Here is a 16,140-nt window from a genome sequence, read left to right as displayed (position 1 = left end):
AGCGGACCGCCACGTCCGCCGGCACCGTCTCGCCCCCGGCGCACCGCACGCCGCGCACCCGGCCGCCGGCGGTGTCGATGCCCACGACGCGGGCGGCGTCGCCGGTGCGGACGTGGACGCCGCCGGCGCGGGCGGTCGCGAGGAGGTGGGCGACGAGCGGCCGCGGGTCGACGGCGGCCTCGTCGCGGAAGTACGCGACCTGGGCGCCGTCGTCGATGCGTACCGCGGGCTCCCGCTCCCGGGCGCGCGGCACGGGGATCCACTCCGCGGCGTACCCCCAGTCCTGCAGCCGCGCGACGGTCCGGTGGAGCAGGTCGAGCCCCGGGCCGCCGGAGGCCCACCGCAGGGCGCCCCCGGGCCGGTACCACCCGGCGCGGCTCCCGCCCCCGCCCGCGCGGCCGTGGGCACCGCCGTACGTGCCGTGCGCGCCGTCCGCCGCGTACGCCCGCGGGCCGGTCTCGTGCACGAGCGCCGCGTGCGCGCGCATGCCCGAGACCGCCAGCTCGTGGTAGTGGCGGGGAGCCTTGGAATGGGCGTTGATCCAGGCCATGGAGCTGGCCGTCGTCCCCGCCCCCGGCTCGCCCCCGTCCAGCAGCCACACCTGTGCCGCCCCGCCCCCGAGCCGCGCCGCCAGCGCCGTCCCGATCACGCCTGCACCGATCACCACAATGCGCACGATGACTCGCCCCCGTTTCGCTCGTGCACGTCGTCCCTTCCAGGCTGCCATCGGGCGGCGGGCGACGCGTACATGGAACATGATGTGTCCGGATATCACCCGTAACAGAAGCGGAATGTGTGGTTCGTGCAGGAGGTAGGTTCGGAAGTCCGAGACCTGATCGACGCAACCTGATCGACGAGCGGAGCACGCGCATGCGGCACTACGTCCGACCGGAGGGATCCCCGCCGGTCAACGGCTACAGCCACGCGGTGGCGTTCACCGGCACCACGGTCGCCGTCTCCGGCCAGGTGCCGCTCGACGGCAGCGGCCGGCTGGTGGGCGAGAACGACGCCGAGGCGCAGGTGCGCCAGGTCTTCGCCAACCTCGCCACGGCCCTGGAGGCGGCGGGTTCCGGCCTCGCCCACGTCGTCAAGCTGACCGTCTACCTCACGGACCTCGACGACCTCCCGGCGTTCCGCCGCGTACGCGACGAACTCCAGGACCCGGACCACCCGCCGGCCAGCTCGCTGGTGCAGGTCGCGGGGCTGGTGAGCCCGGACTTCCGGGTGGAGGTCGACGCGCTGGCGGTGGCTCCGGACGCGCCGGACTAACGTAGATTAATTCTACGTAATACCGAATCTACGTTTGTGGGTGCGGTGGTGAGCCGGTGAGCAGCTTCAAGGGCCGGGCACTGGACCTGGAGCGGTTGGACCGCCAGCTCGGTCTGGCCACCCGGGGAATGGGGAGCACGCGCGGTCAGGCTGTGATCATGACCGGGCGGCGGCGGGTGGGGAAGTCGCGGCTGGCCCAGGAGTTCTGCGATCGCTCCGGACTGCCGTACGTGGTCTTCCAGGCGACACGCGGCCGCAACCCGGAGGCCGAACGGGCGGATTTCGCCGCCGCGCTCACGCAGTCCCCGCTGCCGGGGACGGAGTTGCTGGCCGGGCTGCAGGCCGGCGACTGGAACCAGGCCCTGCGCTCCCTGGCGGCCGCACTGCCGGACGACAGCCCGAGCATCGTGGTGATCGACGAGGTGCCGTGGCTGCTGGAGCAGGACCGCGAGTTCGAGGGTGCGCTGCAGACGGTCTGGGACCGGCACCTGTCCGCCAAGCCCGCGCTGCTCATCCTCGTCGGCAGCGACATCTCGGTCATGGAGGCGCTGCAGTCGTACGACCGCCCGTTCTTCGGCCGGGCGACGAAGATGGCCGTCCACCCGCTGCACCTGGCGGACGTGCAGACAGCCACGGGGCTGGGTCCGGCCGAGGCGGTGGACGCACTGCTGATCACCGGGGGGTTCCCGGAGATCGTCCAGTCCTGGCCCGCGGGGATGCCGCGTACCGGCTTCCTGGCCGAAGCCGTGGCCAACCCGCTCTCGCCGTTGCTGGTGGCCGGCGAGCTGTCGCTGCTGGGTGAGTTCCCCGAGGCGTCCCACGCGCGCGCGGTGCTGGAGGCCGTCGGCAGCGGGGAGCGGACGTTCTCCACGATCGCCGCCCGGGCGGGCGGCGCGGGCGACCTGCCCTCCGGGGTGCTGACCCCGCTGCTGAGCATGCTGCTGGACAAGCGGGTGCTGGCGGCCGACCTCCCGCTCTCGGCCAAACCCGACCGCAAGAACAAGCGTTACCGCATCGCCGACCCGTATCTGCGGTTCTGGCTGGCCCTTCTGCGGCGCGGCCTGCCGCTGATCGAGCGCGGCCGGGGCGATCTGGCGCTGGACCGCATCGAACGCGGCTGGAGCAGCTGGCGCGGACGGGCGGTGGAGCCGATCGTCCGCGAGTCGCTGCTGCGGCTGCTGCCCTCCGAGACGTGGCCGGAGACCGAAGCGGTCGGCGGCTGGTGGAACCGGCAGAACAACCCCGAGATCGACCTGGTCGGCGCCGACCGGGAACCGGTCGCCGGACAGGTGCACTTCCTCGGCTCGGTCAAGTGGCTGGACAACCGGCCCTTCGACCGCCACGACTACGACGCCCTGGTCCGCGACGTGCTCGCCGTGCCCGGCGCGGACGCCGACACCCCGCTGGTCGCGGTCTCCCGCTGCGGCACCGCCGACGGCCTGCCGCTCGCGGCCCACTGGGGCCCGGAGGACCTCGTACGCGCCTGGCGGTGAGGGGCCGGAGGGCCACCGCCGGTCGGTTGTCAGACCCGTGGGTCAGGATGGCGGGCATGAGGGAGATCGGGGTGGAGCTGGGGGGCGGGCGCCGGCTGCACGTGTACGACACCGGGGGCGGCGGCCGCGACGGGCGGCTGCCCGTCTTCTGGCACCACGGGACGCCGAACGTCGGGGCGCCGCCCGGCCCGCTCCTGCCGGCCGCCGAGCGGCTGGGCATCCGGTGGGTGTCGTACGACCGGCCGGGATACGGGGGTTCGAGCCCGTGGCCCGGGCGGGACATGGCGTCGGCGGCGGCGCTGGCCACGCGGGTCGCCGACGAGCTGGGGCTCGGGCGGTTCGCCGCCGTGGGGCACTCCAGCGGCGGCGCGCACGCCCTGGCCTGCGGGGCGCTGGCGCCGGAGCGGGTGGCGGCGGTGGTGAGCGTGGCGGGGCCGGCGCCGTTCGCGGCGGCGGGGCTCGACTGGTTCGCGGGGATGGCGGCGTCCGTCGCGGAGTCGCTGCGGGCGGCCGCCGCGGGGCGCGCGGCGAAGGAACGGTACGAGGCGGAGGCCGCGTACGACGCGGAGATGTTCACGGCGGCCGACCACGCGGCGCTGGCCGGCACCTGGCGCTGGTTCGACGACGTCGTCGGCCCCGCCGTCGCGGCCGGCCCCGGCGGCCTGGTCGACGACGACCTCGCCAACGTCGCCCCGTGGGGCTTCGACCCCGCCGCCGTGACCGTGCCGGTGCTGCTCCTGCACGGCGCCCGGGACCGGGTGATCCCGCACGCCCACGGCGCATGGCTGGCCCGCCGCTGCCCGCCGGCGGAGCTGTGGACGCAGCCGGACGACGGCCACATATCCGTACTCGACTCCGGCGCGGCGGCGCTGGCGTGGCTCAGGGAGCGGGCCGGGCCGCCGGACGCGGCAGGACGCTGACGCCGGTAACGCGCACGCGCCGATCACGCGCACCGATGGACGCGCGCCCCGATCACCCGCACTCCGATCACCCGGCGCGGTTGAGGCGCCCCGCTGCCGTGTCAGTCCGCCGACGTACCCTTCCCGTCACCGCGCACCAACGACCATGAGGAACAAGAGAGTTGACTGACCTGTCCGCTTTCCCGCTGCCCTTTCGGGCCTCCCGTTCCCTCACGCTGGGGACGCCCCGAACGCTGCGGGAACTCCAGATGATGCGATGCAGTGCCCACATCCGGGAGAAGCCGGGATGGTTCGACAAGAGGAACGACCCCGGCATCGTCGCCCGGTGGACGGAGGAAGCGGTCGCCCAGGGCCTCACCGAAGCACAGATCCGCTACGTCCTTGCCGAACTCGCGCACTACGCCGCCCTGCGCGACGGACGAACCGGAGTCGAGGTCTCCGCGGTCGACGGGGTGTGGCAGTCGGACACGCTGGTCGACGACGGACTCAGGTCCCGGCTGCGCGAGGCGGTCCGGGTGCTGGAAGAGGTCCCCGCAGCGGAGCAGGACTGGCATCCGGGGTCCGGCGGCCAGGTGCTCGACCTGGTTCACCCGTCGCTGTTCTGCCTGGTGAACGGGGTGAGCGACGCCCCAGAGCGGGCCTGGCAGAACCCGACGAACCGCTATTCGCGGTACGAGTTCTCGGAGCGGTTCCAGTGGCTGCCCACGGACGTCGACGTCAGCGACGACGGCGAGGTCGCCTTCCGTTCGTACGTCAACAACGTCCACCCCGAGGCCCATCGCGAACTGGCCTCGGTCCTGCCGGGCCTGTTCGCGCGCATGCGCCCGCTCCTGGAGAACGTGCTCACCGATCTGCGCCATCCGCGGCCTCTGCGGATCGAGGCCGACCCTTACGGGTGGTACGGCGAGGAGCCGGACTATCCAGACGAATCCTCCTATAGCGACAAGGAGGCCTACGCAGAAGCCGTCGACGCATGGGACGAGGCCTACGACGACTGGTGGGAGAACCGCAGCCCGATCGCCCCGGACGCCCCGGCCTTCACCCCGCCCGCGCCGCCCGACGACTCCGCCCGGGTCGACCTCCGCGGCCGCCGTCTCCAGGTCATCGTGAAGCTGGCCACCATTCACCTCACCCCGGAAGAGCCCGAGTACCCCGGCGGTTCCTGGCATGTCGAGGGGATGCTGAACGAGCGGATAGTCTCGACCGGCATCTACTACTGGGACAGCGAGAACATCACCGAAAGCCGGCTGGGTTTCCGGGCGGTCGTGGACAGCCCGGGATACGAACAGAACGACGACGAGGGTGTGCGTGAGGTCTACGGCCTGGAGGACGAAGACACGCTGAACCAGCAGCTGGGGTCGGTATCCACCCCGGCGGGCCGCTGCCTGGCGTTCCCCAACATCCTGCAGCACCGCGTCGACTCGTTCCGCCTCGCGGACCCCACCCGCCAGGGACATCGCAAGATCCTCGTGTTCTTCCTGATCGACCCGTCAGAGAAGATCGTCTCGACCTCCGACGTGCCACCGCAGCAGCCCTGGTCCGCCACCTCGACCATGACGCTTGAACAGGCCAGGAGCTACCGAGAACAACTCATGCAGGAACGCAAGTTCTTCGTCGACGAACACAACGACCAGCTCTACGAACGAGAGTTCTCCCTCTGCGAGCACTGAGTTGTAGTCTCGGGTGATGCCTGACAACGATCGACTGACGGTTCCCGGCGTGCCGTTTCCGCTCGTGCCGTCGTCGGCGGAGCTGTGGCGGGTCACCGAGGCGAGCGGCACTGTGACGGTGTCGGCGCAGCCGCACACGGACATCTTCATCGACCCGGGCAACGGCTCCGGTGACGCGGGCGAGAGCACCGGGATGAGCGCGGAGTCGATGCTCAACGCGGCGACCCTGCTCGGCGACGTGCCGGAGGGTGACTTCCAGCTCAGCGCGCGGGTCACCGTGGGTTTCGCCTCGACCTTCGACGCCGGGGTACTGCTGCTCTGGCTGGACGAGCGGCACTGGGGCAAGCTGTGCTTCGAGTTCTCTCCCGCCGGTGAGCCGATGGTCGTGTCGGTCGTCTGCCGCGGCGTCTCCGACGACGCGAACGCCTTCGTGGTGCCCGGCCGGTCGGTATGGCTGCGGCTCTCGCGCATCGACCGGGTCTACGCGTACCACGCCTCGCTCGACGGCAAGACCTGGCAGATGATCCGCGTGTTCGTGCTCGACGAAGAGACGTCGCGCGACCGGATCGGCTTCGAGGGCCAGTCGCCGACCGGCGACGGCTGCGACGTGACCTTCGACGAGATCCGCTTCCTGCCCGAACGCCTCTCCGACCTCCGCGACGGCTCCTGACACCGAACCGGATCACCTCCCCCCGCCGGGGGTCCTGAACGCGGCCCAATCGCCGGAACCAGGTGAGTCGATCATGCCGGGCAGACTACCGGCCCTGGTCCGACGGCCGGCGGGCGCGGGCCGCCTCGATGTCCGGGACATGCTCCTCGGCCCACAGCCGGACGGCGCGAAGGGGGACGAGCAGGGAGCGGCCCAGCGGGGTCAGGGCGTACTCGACGCGGGGCGGGTTCTCGTCGTACACACGGCGGCTGATCAGTCCGTCGGCTTCGAGGGAGCGCAGGGTCTCGGTCAGGGCCTTCGGCGTGATGCCCCGGATGTGCCCCTTCAGCTCGCTGAAGCGGCGCGGTCCGCCGTCCAGCGCGTTGACGACGAACACGGTCCAGCGGGCGCCGATGCGGTGCAGCACCGTCCGGCTCGGGCACGTCGCCGCCATGACGTTGTACGCCTCGCCCATTGCCGCGCTCCCGGTTTCGTTGAAGATACCGGTATCAAATCTATACCGTGGCGCCCGGTTCGAGGAGAGGGAGTGCCATGGAACGGATCCTGGTCATCGGCGGTGCACGCGCGCTCGGCGCGGCCGTCGCGAGGCGCGCGGTGAGCGACGGGTACGAGGTCGTCGTCGGCGCCCGCGACCTGGCCGCGGCCGACGCGCTGGCGAGCGAGACCGGCGCCACGGCGGTGCGGGTCGATCTGCAGGACGAGTCGACGCTCGCCGCCGCGGCGGAGCGGCTGGAGGAGGGGGTCGACCACATCGTGACGACCGGTGCGGCGCCGCACGACGTGCGCGCGACCGAGCTGGATCGCGATCTGCTGCTGGCCGCGTTCACGGCGAAGGTGGTCGGCCCGATGCTGGTGGCCAAGCACTTCGCGCCCGTCCTGCGGCCGACCGGATCGATGGTGATGTTCTCCGGTGTCGTCGGCTGGCGCCCCCGGCCGGGTTCGCTCGTCAAGGGGGTCACCAACGGTGCGGTCGAGTACGCCGCGCGCCACCTGGCGGCGGACCTGGCGCCGATTCGTGTCAACGCCGTCTCGCCCGGTGTCGTGGACTCGGGCGCGTGGGACCGGCTCGGGGACAAGAAGACCGCCCTGCTCCGCAAGAGCGCGGCCGGAACCCTCGCCGGACGTCACGGCGAGACGGACGACGTCGTCGACGCGGTGATGTGGCTCCTCCGCGCGGGTTTCGTCTCCGGGGAGACGATCCACGTCGAGGGCGGCGCCCGCCACACGTCCGCCTGACCCACCGGTCCGCCGCGGCGGGTCACAACCCGCCGGAGAGCTTGAACGCCGCCCAGACCACCTTGCCGGGCCCGTCGCGGTCGGCGGTGCCCCAGTCGTCGGCGAGGGCGGCGACGAGGAGGAGGCCGCGGCCCCGGTCGTCGGTGTCCGCGGGGGTGCACACGCGGGGCTCGCCGCCCCCGGCGTCGTGCACCTCGACGTGCACGAGGTGCTCCTGTGCGAGGACCCGTACGAGGAAGCGGTGGCCGGCGGGGGTGTGCCGCCGCGCGTTGGTCGCCAACTCGGAGACACACACCCGGATGTCGTCCGCCCGGTCCCCCGCGCACACCGCCGCGGCGACGAAGTCCCGCGCTTTCCCGACCGAGCGCGCCCCCCGCGCGAACATACGCGCCTGCGTGATTCCCTCGCCCGCCACCTGCCTGTACGCCATCGCCATCCCTGCCAATCCGACTGTTCGACCGCCGCCCACGGCCAGCATCTACTACGTTGCGTGAAGTGGGCATTGCGCTCAGTACCGGGAGGCGACAGGTCTTTATGTTTGGCCCCACCGCTGGGGAGATGGGAGTCGTCCAATGCTCGCACGTCCGCGTGAACTGACCCCTGACCGAAGTGCCCGACACCTTTTCGGCGCGAAGATGCGCGGCCACAGAATGCGCGCGGGTATGAGTCTCGAAGCGCTGAACGACGTGGTGAACATCAGCCGCAGCCACCTGTCGCGCATCGAGACGGCGGATGCCATGCCGCCGCCGGACCTGCCGCCGCGGCTGGATGCGGCGTTCGGGACGGACGGGATCTTCCAGGAGCTGTACGTGCTGGCGGCGAAGGAGATCCATCCGGACCAGTTCAAGCGCGTCATGGAGCTGCAGGCCCGTGCGCAGGTGTTCGGGGAGTACGGCGGCCAGCTCGTGCCGGGAATCCTGCAGACGGCCGACTACGCCCGTGCGCAGTTCAGGGAGGCCGACCCCTGGGCGCCGGAGGACAAAATCGAGGAACTGGTCACCGCTCGTCTGACTCGGCAATCGGTGCTTTCTTCGGACACGTTGCTCGACTACTCGGCGGTGCTCGACGAGGCCATGCTTCGCCGGGGCTTCGGCGGACCGGACGTCATGCGGGCCCAGCTCGCCCGTCTCGCGGAGCTGACGCTCACCGAGAAGACGATGGTCCAGGTCGTCCCCTTCGGCGTCGGGGGACATGGGCTGGCCGGAGGCACGCTGGTGCTGATGACCATGGAGAACGGCGCACGGTTCGCCTACGAAGAAGGCATCAGCACGGGCACGTTGATGGAAGATCTGGAAAGCGTCATGAAACGGCAGCGGGTATACGATCTGGTAAGGGCATCCGCCCTGTCGCCGAAGGACTCGGCGGCCTTTATCCGGTCCGTGATGGAGGAACTTCCGACATGAGCACCACGCCTGACCTCTCCCCCGCGGTGTGGGTCAAGTCCAGCTACAGCGGAAACGGCGGGTCCAGCTGTGTCGAGTGGGCACCGGCCTACGTGACCTCAGGCGTTGTCCCCGTCCGCGACAGCAAGGACCCCGAGGGCCCCGCGCTCACCTTCGAGCCGTCCGCCTGGTCGTCGTTCGTCGCCGCCGTCCAGCGCGACGAGTTCGGCCCCGCGTGACGTAGCCCCGCCTCGGCAACCCCGGCCCCCGCCTCCGGCGGGGGCCACTTCAGCCCAGGGCCTCGACCGCGCGCAGGATCAGGCGCCGTAGCGCGGCAGAACGTCGGTGGCCACCGGGGACGGCAGTGGAGCGGGCAGTTCGATCGCCTCTCCGTACACCCCGTCGAGCCGGCCGTGGTACTCGCCGTCCTTGGGGTGGGTGTGCAGGACCCAGCGGCCGGTGCGGGGGTCGAGGACGAGCAGGGTGGCGACGCCCGCGCGGGCATACCAGCCGTTCTTGTCGGTGATGTCCTTCGCCTTCTCCGACTGCGAGATCACCTCGACCGCGAGCGCGACGTCACGGGGGTCGGCGAGCCACGAGTCGTCCTCGTCCCACTCCACGGGCAGGACCGCCAGGTCGGGGGTGGCGTAGTCGTCCGGGTCCTCCGGCATCGCGACCGAGGACATCTCGTACGGGGCCAGCCCCTCGGGCAGTCCGGGCTCGATCTGGACCCGCAGGCGGCGGATGGTGCCGACGTGCTTGCCACACGAGGTGGGGGACATCACGAGGCTGCCTCCGATGATCTCGGCAGGCAGGCCCGTGGACGCTCCGATCTGCTCGGCTACCTCACGCAGGTTCCCGGGGCGCGGGTGCAGTACGGGAAGGGGCACAGCTGCCCACCTCCTCATCGGCGGCCGGTGGGTCCCACCGTACCGGGTACAGCTCCACGGCCGGGGCAGACGCCTCCGAGGACGCCTGTGACCGGGAGATCCGCAGCGGGCCACGGCTCAGCCCAGGGCCTCGATCGCGCGCAGGATCAGCGCCCGCGCCTCCGCGCCGTACACCGCGAGCCGGGTGAACTGCGCGAACGCCTCCTCGTACAGCTCGATCTCGCTCGGCTCGGTGACGCGCACGCGCGCTGCGAGCAGTTCGACGTTGACCTGCGTGTCATCGAAGATCGTGAACGCCTCCAGCGGCCACACGACTCCCTCTCGCGCCGCGTTCTCGGGCACGATGCCGAGGGAGACCGCCGGCAGCGTCATGCACGCCAGCAGGTTGCCCAACTGGCCCGACATCACGTCCGCGTCTCCGAGTCGGTGGTTCAGCACGTGCTCCTCGATGAGAACCGCGAAGCGGTGGTCGCCTTCGCGGACAACGCGCGAGCGCCGCATGCGCGCGGTCACGGCCTCGCTCACGTCGTCCGGGGTGCCGCGGAAGCCCGCGATGGTGCCCAGGAGAGCGGTGGCGTACGCGGGTGTCTGCAGGTAGCCGGGGACGACGTTGGAGGCGTAGGTCCGGAAGACCCGGGTGCGCTCGTACAGCGGTGCGGCGGCTTCCTGCAGTCGGCGCAGTCCGGCGCGCTGGAGCCGCCGCCACTGGACGTACATCTGGTCCGCCTGCCGGTTGGCGGCGATGAGGTCGGGCGCCTGCTTCTCGACGTCGCACGCGGTGCACCAGGCGCGTATGTCGGCGTCAGACGGAGCAGTGTGGGCGTTCTCGATACGTGACGGCTTCGCGACCGACCAGCCGCAGCGCGCGGCGAGTTCCTTGCTGGTGATCCCTGCGTCCAGGCGCAGCTCTCGCAGCCGGGCCGCGAGAGCTGCGCGCGCCTCATGGGCACTGGACGACGGGGACAGAGGCATCGGTGCTACTGGATCTCGTATTCCTCGTGCGGGACAGCGCGTGCCCAGACCTCCTCGAAGGCTGCGGCGCAGCGTTCGACGAGCGACAGGTCATTCTGCAACTCCTTGTCCACCCATTGTCCGTCACCGGAGAAGTGGTGGATGCGAATGAGCCGGCCGTCGAAGATCCAGAAGTCGCAGCCGGGGAGCAGCAGGTCCGCTGTGCGGCGCCGCGGTAGCCACCGCACCAGTTCGCCGGCCTTGACGTTGGCGGTGGTGACGTAGTGCTCCCAGCGGATGTAGTCGGTCACCGGCTCGCTGACGACCCGGGCCCGGCGCAGCGACACGCCGCGGGAGACAGCGGCTGCAACATCATCGTGGAACGGCCGCCACCAGGAGGCGCGGTCCTCCCAGTCGACGCGGTGACCGCGCCGCCACGCCTCGAAGCGCGGGTTGGAGAAGTACCGATCGCGCATCTCCAGGTGGACGGCGGACTGCTTGGCGCCGGCGAGGAGTTCACCGAACTCCGGAATCGAGTTCATCGCACGCCCTCCTGAGTGCGGGGATCATCCTCTGCGGGATCCTGATGACGGTCTCCTCCTGCGGCTTCGGAGACCGCGCCGGTGAGGCGCTGTCGCACTCGGCAGTCGTCGCCTCGTCGGCGGTGTAGCTCTGGACGAGTAAGTCTCCCGCCTCTGCGTCGACCCACACTGTGGGGCATCCGTCTTCGTCCGTCTCCGGGTCGATCCCAACGAACCGAATGGTCATGGCAACACTCCTGTCTCGCGAGCTGGTTACGGAGAATTTCACCACCTTCGGCCGGTGAGGTGACGCCGTCAAGGGCGCACTGCGGTAGCACACCAGCACACCTCAAGATGCGCGTAATTCTGTGTAACGGTTCTCCAATGCGCTGCCGCGCATCCCTACCTTCCTGGGCATGGCCACCCACGCAGAGGCGCCGTCGGCGTCTGAACGTCCATTGCTGACCCTGCGCGTGTCCCGCGACAGCGGGCGCACCTGGGGGCGTGAGAAGGACTTCTACGCCCGCGACTGCCTGCCTCCTCTGCTCAACAGCACCATGCCGCCGTGCGAGTGCGTGCGCTGTAAGGGGAGGCGGTGACCTTGACCGCAGATGCGGGGGGGGCGCAGGCGGCCGTCGCACCTGCCCTGTGCCGCCCGTGGTCCTCCCGGTCCGCGACAGCAGGGAAGCGCAGCCCGCCCGCGGCTGCGAGACGTGCGGCCGGCTCGACCACGACCGGCGGGACGCGCGCAACCGCGGCGACCACTCGGCCGCCACCGACCGCTCCGGCCTCATCCGTCGGCACCCCGTCCACTGAACTCCCGCCTCCTGGCCGACCAAGTCCTCCGGCCAGCAGGCGGGCCGCCCCGGGGGTTCCGGGGCGCGCTGGAGAGGAGGCACACCCGATGACCTTCAACAACCCGCTGACGATCAACCCCGTCGCCTGGGGCGACCCGGGCGACGAGGACGACAACACCGACATCGAGGACGGCGACGGCGGAGGCGGCAACCCGTCCCCCGGCCACCGCTGACATAACCGAAATGTCAGTCCCCGCGGCTACCGTGCCGCGGGGGCCGCCACAGACCGACAGGAGCAGCATGGGCAGCGAGCAGACCGGCACCGGCCGCGTCACCGTCTACCCACTTACCCACCACTGGCCCGACCGCCGCTGCCTGCTCGCCTACACCACCACCGGCGACTTCGGCACCACCGCCATCGTCGGCGTCCTGCCGGTGCCGGAGCTGGAGCACCCCGACCTACTGGCGGTCGCCGCCGCACATCATGCCCAGGGCCTGTACAGCTCCCGCGGCGGCCACGAGAACGCCTGCGCGGGCTGGGTGATCTGCACCGGCTGGTCCGCCCGCATCGGCGGCTCCGGCCCCCGCCTCGACGTCCAGAGCACCGCCTGGAGCCTGCGCCCGGACCGCCGCATCCCACTGGCCGAGCAGATGTACGGCCACGACATCCTGCACACCGGCACCTTCACCCTCGACGACGGCGAGTTGATGAAACAGGCGCTCCGGCTCGCCCCTTGACGCCCGGCGTACGGGCATGCAGTGCGCGAGCGGGTGGCGCGGGACCCCGGCGGAGGTCCCGCGCCACCCACGGTCCGGGCCGGGCCCGGAGCGGGGGCCCGGGCAGGGTCAGGAGGCCGCGTTCCACCTGTCGCGGTCCCGGTAGGCGGGGGCCCACTGGTCGGCGAACATGGCGCGCACGTTCTCCGGCATCCGCGCCGTCATCATCTCGACGACGTTCTCGTCGGCGTCCTCCAGCAGCCACGGGAGCAGCGTCGCGGTGTCCGGGCCGGTCTTGGCGACGTGCACCTCGCTGTAGTGCTGCCACTGCTCCTGCGTCAGCCGCGCGTCGATCAGCGGGAGCGCCTCCTTCTCCTCGTGCTCCAGGTGCGCGGCCAGCGCCTCCGCGAGCGCGCCGGTGACGGACGCGACCTTCTCGCGGTCGGCGCCCTCGTCGGCCAGGACGGCGTCGACCGACTCCAGCAGCGGGTCGAGCTGCGCGTGCTCGGCCTCGATCGCGTCGAGGACCGCCTCCTCGTCGGGCTTGCCGGCGACGGCCTCGCGCAGCGGGGGCCACAGGGCGTCGTCCTCGGAGCCGTGGTGGATGGTCAGGGCCTTCTTGAACAGCCCGTAGCTGGAGCCGTTGGCAAGGATCCGGCGGGGGTCCACGTCGGTGCGGGCGGCGACCTCGGCCATCTTCGTCAGGTCACGCCGCAGGGCGTTGTGCATCGCGTACATCATCGACATGTCTATGTTGCCGGTCATAGCTCGCTTCCGTGTCTTCGGTAGGGGGCGGGGGCGTCCGGGTTGGTCTACGGCGTCCCTCCTTGTCCGTATGACAGGCGGCGGGCGGGCGATGTGACGCGCCCGGACCGGAGGCGGCCGGTCTTGCTACGGGCCGTTGCGGAGGCTTACCTTCGCGCTGTCGCTCCTTCACGCTGTCGCCGCCGCGACGCGCCCCGCACACCCCACGCCCGGCGCGCCGCTGGACCCCACCGGCCCGGAGGCGCTCATGTCCGTGACCGTTCTGCGCCCCGCGGAGGCGCCCGTACTGGTCGGCCGGGCGCGGGAGTTGCGCGCCCTCGTGGACGCCGCCACGCACCCGCCGTCCGTGGCGATGGTCGAGGGCGAGGCGGGTATCGGGAAGACGCGGCTGATCCGGGAGGCGCTGCGGCATCCCGCGGTGCGCGGGCGGCGGGTGCTGCTCGGCGGGTGCCGGCCGCTGCGCGAACCGTTCCCGTACGGGCCCGTGTTCGACCTGCTGCGGCATCTCTCCGGCGGGCTGCCGACCGCGCTCAGCCCGGTGTGCGGTGCGCTGCGCGCGTACCTGCCCGAGCTGGCCGACCGGCTGCCGCCGGCGCCCGAGCTGCTCAGCGACCTGCGGGCCGGGCGGCACCGGCTGTTCCGGGCCGTACGGGCGCTGCTGGACGCGGCCGGCGAGACGGTGATGGTGGTCGAGGACCTGCACTGGACCGACCACGGCACCCGCGACCTGCTGCGCTTCCTCGTCGACGACCCGCCCGACGGCCTGTCGGCCGTGCTCAGCTACCGCCGCGAGGACCTGCCCGGCAGCGGGCTGCCGCTCGGCCGCGCGTACCGCCAGCCGCCCGGCACCACCGCCGTCGCGATCCCGCTGCGGCCCCTGGACGTGCCCGGCGTACGCGGCATGTTCGCCGCCCTGACCGGGTCTTCCGACGCCGCGTCCGCCGCCTTCGCCACCGAGCTGCACCGGCGCACCGCCGGTATCCCCTTCGTCGTCGAGGAGGTCGTACGGGCGCTCCCCACCGACGCCGCCAGCGATGCCGACACCGGCACCGGCATCGGCACCGGCATCGACGCCGCCGCCGGACACGGCGCCCTCGCCGCCATGGCCGTCCCCACCCGCCTGAAGGAGGCCGTCGCCGACCGCATGAGCCTGCTCTCGCCCGCCGCCGCCGACGCCGTACGCGCCGCCTCCGTCCTCCGCGTCCCCGCCGGCGAGGCGCTCATCGCCGCCGTCGTGCGCGGCACCCCCGGGCAGCCCGCCGCGCCGGCGGACTCCGCGGCCGTACGCGAGGCGCTGCTCGCCGGCGTGCTGCACGAGTGGGGCGAGGACCGCTACGGCTTCCGCCACGCCCTGGCGCAGCAGGCCGTCTACGCCGGCCTCCTCGGCCCCGACCGGCACCGGCTGCACCGGCAGGCGATGCGCGCGCTGGCCGCCGAACACCCGCAGCCCCTCATCCAGCTCGCGTACCACGCGAACCACGGCGGCGACCTGGCCCAGTGGCAGCGCTACGCAGAGGCCGCCGCCGTCTCCGCACGCGAGATGGGAGATCTGGCGCTCGCCGTCGGGGTGCTGGAGGAGCTGCTGTCGGACGGGCGGCTGGGCCGGTCTGACCGTCACGGAGCAGCCCGTATCGCCGTCGACCTCAGCCGCGACGCCGTCGTCGGCCTCACCCACCACCGGGCCACCGAGCTGCTCCGGGACATCGTGCGCGACGGCCACATCCCCGCCGGGGTGCGCGGCGAGATCCGGCTCAACCTCGGCCTGCTCCTCTACAACCAGGCAGGCCGCTACGAAGAGGGCCGCGTCCACACCGAGACGGCCGTGGCCGAACTGCACGGCCGGCCCGCGCTCGCCGCCCGCGGCATGGCCGCGCTCGCCATGCCCAGCTGGGGCGACCACCCGCGGCACGTGTACGAGCGGTGGATCGGACGCGCCGAGGAGCTGGTGGCGCACGAGCCCGACCCCGCCGTGCGCACCGCCGTACGCGGCAACCACCTGGCGCTGCGCATGAGCCTCGGCGACCCGGCCGTCTGGGACGAGGCCGAACGCCTCATCGCCGGGCCGGTGCCCGGCACCCACCGCCGCCAGGTCGCCCGCGCCTGCGGCAACTTCGCCGACGCCGCCGCCTGCCTCGGCCACTACCAGGCGGCGCAGCGCTACCGCGGCGAGGGGCGGCGGCTGTCGGCCGAGTGCGGGGCGGCGTACCTCGAAGGGATCGTGGAGGGCACGGCGCTGCGGCTGGAGTGGTACGCGGGCCGCTGGCGGGGGCTGGCGGAACGGTGTCGGCACACCCTCGACGCGGTACGGGGTGTCTCCAGCATCGCCGCCGACGCGCACCTGGTGCTGGGGCTGCTGGCGTCGGCGCTGGGCGAGTGGGACGAGGCGGCGGCCGAGCTGGCGGCGGCCGGGCTCGCCGACCCGCGCAACGCGCCCGCGCCGATACTGGCCACCGCCTCCGGCGCGATGACGCGCCTGCTGCAGGCGCGGGGTGAGCCGGAGCGGGCCCGGGCGGAGGCCGAACGGGGGCTGGCGCGTATCCGGCGCAAGGGCATCTGGCCGTGGGCGGGCGACCTGGCGCCGCCGGCGGTCACGGCCCTCGTACGGGGCGGGCGGCTGCGGGAGGCGGAGGAGGCCACCGCGGAGCTGGCCGAGGGCATCGCGGGGCGGGACGCACCGCTGGCGGCGGCGGCGCTGCTGACGTGCCGGGGGATCGTGGCGATGGGAGCGATGGGTGCGATGGGTGCGATGGGTGCGATGGGTGCGATGGGGTCGGGAGGGCGCGAAGGGCTCGGAGGGCGTGGAGGGGCGGCGGGGCGCGCGGCGGCAGGGCCCGAAACGGCGCCGGAGCGCGACTCGGC

Annotated in this window: 20 protein-coding genes; 12 read left to right on the top strand and 8 right to left on the bottom strand. The window is 72.4% G+C overall.

The annotated features are described in order from the left end of the window. The coding region (locus ABD317_RS21800) for an NAD(P)/FAD-dependent oxidoreductase (RefSeq protein WP_344291627.1) at positions 1-667 on the bottom strand (667 nt) is incomplete at its 3' end. A 203-nt stretch (positions 668-870) separates the two neighbouring features. Between ABD317_RS21800 and ABD317_RS21795 the strand changes: the two genes are divergently transcribed. The 5 genes from ABD317_RS21795 (at position 871) to ABD317_RS21775 (ending at position 6,022) form a co-directional block, all read left to right on the top strand. After that, positions 871-1,269 (top strand): RidA family protein, encoded by a 399-nt coding sequence (locus ABD317_RS21795; protein WP_344291626.1) that lies wholly within the window; start codon positions 871-873, stop codon positions 1,267-1,269. A gap of 56 nt (positions 1,270-1,325) precedes the next feature. Next, a complete protein-coding gene (locus ABD317_RS21790) occupies positions 1,326-2,762 on the top strand; it encodes an ATP-binding protein (protein WP_344291625.1) in 1,437 nt (478 codons plus the stop codon). Between the two features lie 56 nt (positions 2,763-2,818). Further along, a complete protein-coding gene (locus ABD317_RS21785) occupies positions 2,819-3,682 on the top strand; it encodes an alpha/beta fold hydrolase (protein WP_344291624.1) in 864 nt (287 codons plus the stop codon). 161 nt (positions 3,683-3,843) lie between these two features. Further along, entirely contained in the window at positions 3,844-5,352 is a 1,509-nt protein-coding gene (locus ABD317_RS21780) for a DUF4246 domain-containing protein (RefSeq protein ID WP_344291623.1), read from the top strand. A 16-nt stretch (positions 5,353-5,368) separates the two neighbouring features. Beyond that, complete coding sequence (locus ABD317_RS21775) at positions 5,369-6,022, top strand: DUF1349 domain-containing protein (protein ID WP_344291622.1); 654 nt, start codon at positions 5,369-5,371, stop codon at positions 6,020-6,022. Positions 6,023-6,107: 85 nt separating this feature from the next. Here the strand turns inward: ABD317_RS21775 and ABD317_RS21770 are convergent, their stop codons facing one another. Next, complete coding sequence (locus tag ABD317_RS21770) at positions 6,108-6,476, bottom strand: winged helix-turn-helix transcriptional regulator (RefSeq protein WP_344291620.1); 369 nt, start codon at positions 6,474-6,476, stop codon at positions 6,108-6,110. 77 nt (positions 6,477-6,553) lie between these two features. Between ABD317_RS21770 and ABD317_RS21765 the strand changes: the two genes are divergently transcribed. Further along, entirely contained in the window at positions 6,554-7,258 is a 705-nt protein-coding gene (locus ABD317_RS21765) for an SDR family oxidoreductase (RefSeq protein ID WP_344291619.1), read from the top strand. Between the two features lie 22 nt (positions 7,259-7,280). Here the strand turns inward: ABD317_RS21765 and ABD317_RS21760 are convergent, their stop codons facing one another. After that, entirely contained in the window at positions 7,281-7,688 is a 408-nt protein-coding gene (locus ABD317_RS21760; protein WP_344291618.1) for an ATP-binding protein, read from the bottom strand. 142 nt (positions 7,689-7,830) lie between these two features. Between ABD317_RS21760 and ABD317_RS21755 the strand changes: the two genes are divergently transcribed. Continuing rightward, positions 7,831-8,661: a helix-turn-helix domain-containing protein gene (locus tag ABD317_RS21755; RefSeq protein ID WP_344291617.1), complete on the top strand. Its 831-nt coding sequence runs from the start codon at positions 7,831-7,833 to the stop codon at positions 8,659-8,661. Continuing rightward, the gene (locus ABD317_RS21750; protein WP_344291616.1) at positions 8,658-8,879 is read left to right on the top strand and encodes a DUF397 domain-containing protein; all 222 of its coding nucleotides are present in this window, start codon (positions 8,658-8,660) and stop codon (positions 8,877-8,879) included. Before ABD317_RS21755 ends, ABD317_RS21750 begins: the two co-directional genes overlap by 4 nt. Before the next feature lie 78 nt (positions 8,880-8,957). Here the strand turns inward: ABD317_RS21750 and ABD317_RS21745 are convergent, their stop codons facing one another. From ABD317_RS21745 to ABD317_RS21730, 4 genes are all read right to left on the bottom strand, one after another. Continuing rightward, complete coding sequence (locus ABD317_RS21745; RefSeq protein ID WP_344291615.1) at positions 8,958-9,530, bottom strand: Uma2 family endonuclease; 573 nt, start codon at positions 9,528-9,530, stop codon at positions 8,958-8,960. A 117-nt stretch (positions 9,531-9,647) separates the two neighbouring features. Beyond that, complete coding sequence (locus ABD317_RS21740) at positions 9,648-10,502, bottom strand: helix-turn-helix domain-containing protein (RefSeq protein WP_344291614.1); 855 nt, start codon at positions 10,500-10,502, stop codon at positions 9,648-9,650. A 5-nt stretch (positions 10,503-10,507) separates the two neighbouring features. Continuing rightward, the gene (locus ABD317_RS21735; RefSeq protein ID WP_344291613.1) at positions 10,508-11,023 is read right to left on the bottom strand and encodes a DUF6879 family protein; all 516 of its coding nucleotides are present in this window, start codon (positions 11,021-11,023) and stop codon (positions 10,508-10,510) included. After that, positions 10,998-11,249, bottom strand: coding sequence for a hypothetical protein (locus tag ABD317_RS21730; protein WP_344291612.1), 252 nt, complete (start codon positions 11,247-11,249; stop codon positions 10,998-11,000). The genes ABD317_RS21735 and ABD317_RS21730 overlap by 26 nt, the downstream gene beginning before the upstream one ends. Before the next feature lie 410 nt (positions 11,250-11,659). Here ABD317_RS21730 and ABD317_RS21725 point away from each other — a divergent pair, with 410 nt between their 5' ends. From ABD317_RS21725 to ABD317_RS21715, 3 genes are all read left to right on the top strand, one after another. Next, on the top strand, positions 11,660-11,818 hold the full coding sequence (locus tag ABD317_RS21725; RefSeq protein ID WP_344291611.1) for a hypothetical protein: 159 nt from the start codon (positions 11,660-11,662) through the stop codon (positions 11,816-11,818). Positions 11,819-11,906: 88 nt separating this feature from the next. Next, the gene (locus ABD317_RS21720; RefSeq protein WP_344291610.1) at positions 11,907-12,032 is read left to right on the top strand and encodes a hypothetical protein; all 126 of its coding nucleotides are present in this window, start codon (positions 11,907-11,909) and stop codon (positions 12,030-12,032) included. A gap of 67 nt (positions 12,033-12,099) precedes the next feature. After that, the gene (locus ABD317_RS21715) at positions 12,100-12,537 is read left to right on the top strand and encodes a hypothetical protein (protein ID WP_344291609.1); all 438 of its coding nucleotides are present in this window, start codon (positions 12,100-12,102) and stop codon (positions 12,535-12,537) included. Positions 12,538-12,645: 108 nt separating this feature from the next. Here ABD317_RS21715 and ABD317_RS21710 read toward each other — a convergent pair whose 3' ends face one another. Beyond that, positions 12,646-13,281 (bottom strand): hemerythrin domain-containing protein, encoded by a 636-nt coding sequence (locus ABD317_RS21710; RefSeq protein WP_344291608.1) that lies wholly within the window; start codon positions 13,279-13,281, stop codon positions 12,646-12,648. A 247-nt stretch (positions 13,282-13,528) separates the two neighbouring features. On the opposite strand from ABD317_RS21710, the gene ABD317_RS21705 reads away from it, so the two are divergent. Next, a partial coding sequence (locus ABD317_RS21705) for an ATP-binding protein (protein ID WP_344291607.1) occupies positions 13,529-16,140 on the top strand: 2,612 nt, incomplete at its 3' end.

The organism is Streptomyces synnematoformans (assembly GCF_039531005.1).
Classification (GTDB): Bacteria; Actinomycetota; Actinomycetes; order Streptomycetales; family Streptomycetaceae; genus Streptomyces; species Streptomyces synnematoformans.
Note: the sequence above shows the minus strand (reverse complement) of the source record. Positions and strands in the feature narration are given on the sequence as shown.